The 3207-nt window shown below is 37.4% G+C and carries 3 protein-coding genes; 2 read left to right on the forward strand and 1 reads right to left on the reverse strand.

Annotated features, from left to right (window positions below; translation table 11 throughout):
• Positions 1-1663 (reverse strand): glutamine synthetase III family protein (locus AC1DPQ_RS22520; RefSeq protein ID WP_477610937.1); only part of this gene is annotated, 1663 nt, incomplete at its 3' end.
• 202 nt (positions 1664-1865) lie between these two features.
• On the opposite strand from AC1DPQ_RS22520, the gene AC1DPQ_RS22525 reads away from it, so the two are divergent.
• Complete coding sequence (locus AC1DPQ_RS22525; RefSeq protein WP_477610938.1) at positions 1866-2714, forward strand: energy transducer TonB; 849 nt, start codon at positions 1866-1868, stop codon at positions 2712-2714.
• 19 nt (positions 2715-2733) lie between these two features.
• Positions 2734-3084: an FEKKY domain-containing protein gene (locus AC1DPQ_RS22530; RefSeq protein ID WP_477584403.1), complete on the forward strand. Its 351-nt coding sequence runs from the start codon at positions 2734-2736 to the stop codon at positions 3082-3084.
• The last annotated feature ends 123 nt before the right edge of the window (positions 3085-3207 follow it).

The raw sequence follows: 3207 nt of genomic DNA on the forward strand, positions 1-3207 counted from the left end.
TTGATAAACCGCGTGTTGCAGCTTCATCTTCCCACTCCTGGCTGTAACCATTGCCTTCGAAACGGATACCTTTAGATTCTTTGATGTATTTTTTGATCACTGTTAATAAAGCGATGTCTTTTTTATCACCTTTTTTGATCAATTTGTCAACTTCAACTTTAAATTTAACCAATTGCTCAGCCATAATCGCGTTTAAGATCGTCATTGGTGCAGAAGAGTTTGCTGAAGATCCAACAGCTCTAAGCTCAAATTTGTTACCTGTAAATGCGAAAGGAGAAGTACGGTTACGGTCGGTATTGTCTAATAAAATCTGAGGGATTTTAGGAATACCTAACCAAAGTGCGTTATCTTCTTTGATTTTTTTGCTGATACGTGAGTGCTCAATCTCATCTAATACATCGTTCAATTGAGAACCTAAGAAGATAGAGATAATTGCAGGTGGCGCTTCGTTGGCACCTAAACGGTGATCGTTGCTTACTGATGCAATACTTGCACGTAATAAATCGGCATGCTCGCTAACGGCTTTAATTGTGTTTACAAAGAAAGCAAGGAACATTAAGTTGTTTTTAGGTGTTTTACCTGGTGCCAATAAGTTTTTACCGGTATCGGTAATTAACGACCAGTTGTTGTGTTTACCTGATCCGTTGATGCCTGCGTATGGTTTTTCGTGTAACAATACACGGAAATGGTGACGACGGGCAACTTTTTCCATCAAATCCATCAATAATTGATTGTGATCGATAGCCAGGTTAATTTCTTCATAAATCGGTGCACACTCAAACTGAGATGGCGCAACCTCATTGTGACGGGTTTTTAAAGGAATACCTAATTTTAAAGCTTCGTTTTCGAAATCTACCATGTAGCTGAATACGCGCTCAGGGATAGAACCGAAATAATGATCTTCTAATTGTTGGCCTTTAGCAGACATGTGTCCGAATAAAGCACGGCCTGTTAATAATAAATCGGGACGAGCATTGAACAATGACTCATCAACCAAGAAATATTCTTGTTCGATACCTAAAGAAGCATTTACTTTAGTAATGCTTTTATCGAAATATTGGCAAACATCAACAGCAGCTTTATCAAGCGCAGCTAATGCTTTTAATAAAGGTGCTTTATAATCCAAGGCTTCTCCGGTATAAGATACGAATACTGTAGGGATACATAGTGTTTTACCTGCTTTGCTTTCCATGATAAAAGCTGGAGAAGAAGGATCCCAAGCAGTATAACCACGAGCTTCGAAAGTATTACGTATACCACCGTTAGGGAAACTAGAAGCATCTGGCTCTTGTTGAACTAAAGCGCTACCAGCGAATTTCTCGATAGCTCCATCGCCACTTGGCTCAAAAAATGAATCATGTTTTTCAGCAGTTGTACCAGTTAATGGCTGGAACCAGTGCGTATAATGCGTTGCGCCAGCACTCATTGCCCACGCTTTCATAGCGGTTGCAATTTGGTTGGCATCGTCAGAATTAATTAACTCACCCTGGTTGATAGATGATATTAATTTTTCATATACGTCCTTAGATAAGAAATCTCTCATTTTTCTCTTATCAAATACATTAGCGCCAAAAAAGTCAGAAATTTTTGCCGCTGGTGCTTTAACTTCTGGTGAAATTCTGTTTTGAGCCTCTTTTAATGCGATGGTTCTTAAGCTTTTCATTAATTTGTTATGTTTTTTGTCAAAAATAGTATATTTTATTAATTCTCGTAAAAGAATCGTATTATTTTTATCAATTTTATTGAAAATGAAATAAAAAAATGTTTTTCAGATGAAAAATTTCATTTTTTGTAAAGAAAATAGATTTTTTAAATGTTTTATGGAATTGCTGATTTTGCCGCATCATGCTATAAAACTAAAAGCTATGTTCAACTCTTTAATTAACGTATACAAAACCGAGTGGCTCGATCTTGTATTTGCAGACCGCAACAAAAACTATGGTGCTTATGAATTAAGGTCTAAATCTTCATCGATTATGACAAGAGCACTTTTCGTATCTGGAAGCCTGTTTATCCTCTTGTGTTTCTCTCCTTTAATTTATGCTAAACTGTTTCCAAAGGAGATTATAGTAGAAGCTCCGCCAAAGGTTGTCGATTTAACTGATGTAATTCATCAGATGAAACCAAAGACTCCTGAACCAGAGAAAAAGGTTGAGCCTGCTAAAGCTGATCCGGTAAAGGTTAAAACAATAGCGATTCCATCACAAGTGGTGGTGGTTAATAAAACAGAGCTTCCCCCTCCTCCAACAGTTGATGATATAAAATTAGCAGTGATCAGCACTAAGACACAGGATGGTGTTGTGGCTCCTGGTGCGGTAGTAACCGACAATAAAGGTAAAGGTAATGGTGATGGTTCAGGAACTGCTAAAGAAGGTACAGGAACACCAGAAGATAAAGAGGTTTATTTAGGCGCTGATGAGTACCCTGAATTTACCGGTGGTGCCAAAGCATGGTCTAAATATATGGAACGTAATTTAAGGTATCCTTCAAGGGCACAGGAAGAAGGTGCTGCAGGTAAGGTATATGTAAGTTTTGTGGTAGAGAAAGATGGTTCGATTACCGATGTATCCGTAATTAAAGGGATTGGTTTTGGTTGTGATGAGGAAGCGATTAAAGTAATTAAAAAATCACCGTTATGGAAGCCAGGGAAAAATAAAGGGGTTCCGGTGCGTGTAAGGTACAATATGGCCATCAACTTTCAGATTTCTAATTAAATTAACTAAAGTAGTTAAGATGAAAAAGCTCATTCCAATATTTATGTTTCTCTGTTTTGCAGCTGTACAATTGAATGCTAAGTCTAAAATAGTCGTGGACAGTGCGAAAGTGCACAGTATTAAGCTGGCTAATGCCGATTTAAAAAAGGGTAGCGTGAAGTTTCTGCTCCGCGGTGGTATCGTATCTACTTATGTTAAAGGACAGGAACTATTTGAAAAGAAATATGGTATTGCTTATTCTGAATTTGGCTGTGTAATGCCTGTAAATATTTCCATTAATGATTATAATAAAGTAGTAGCTTCTTTTATGGATCGTAAATATGGAAAGGATTGGCGTAAAGAGGTTAGGAGTGATATTCAGGGGATTTAGGTGAGATAAATTCGTCACCCTGAACTTGTTTCAGGGTCTACCCCAAAGGAAAAATGCGGAATCAAGTTCAGCATGACGACTAAATAATTTTTCTATTAATGCTCTTATAGAAAAATGTAAGGT

It is taken from the genome of Pedobacter sp. 01T416_2 (assembly GCF_056398925.1).

Coding starts and splice junctions, on each gene's coding strand:
- AC1DPQ_RS22525 (WP_477610938.1), top strand. CDS start 1,866: ATGTTCAACTCTTTAATTAACGTATACAAAACCGAGTGGCTCGATCTT.
- AC1DPQ_RS22530 (WP_477584403.1), top strand. CDS start 2,734: ATGAAAAAGCTCATTCCAATATTTATGTTTCTCTGTTTTGCAGCTGTA.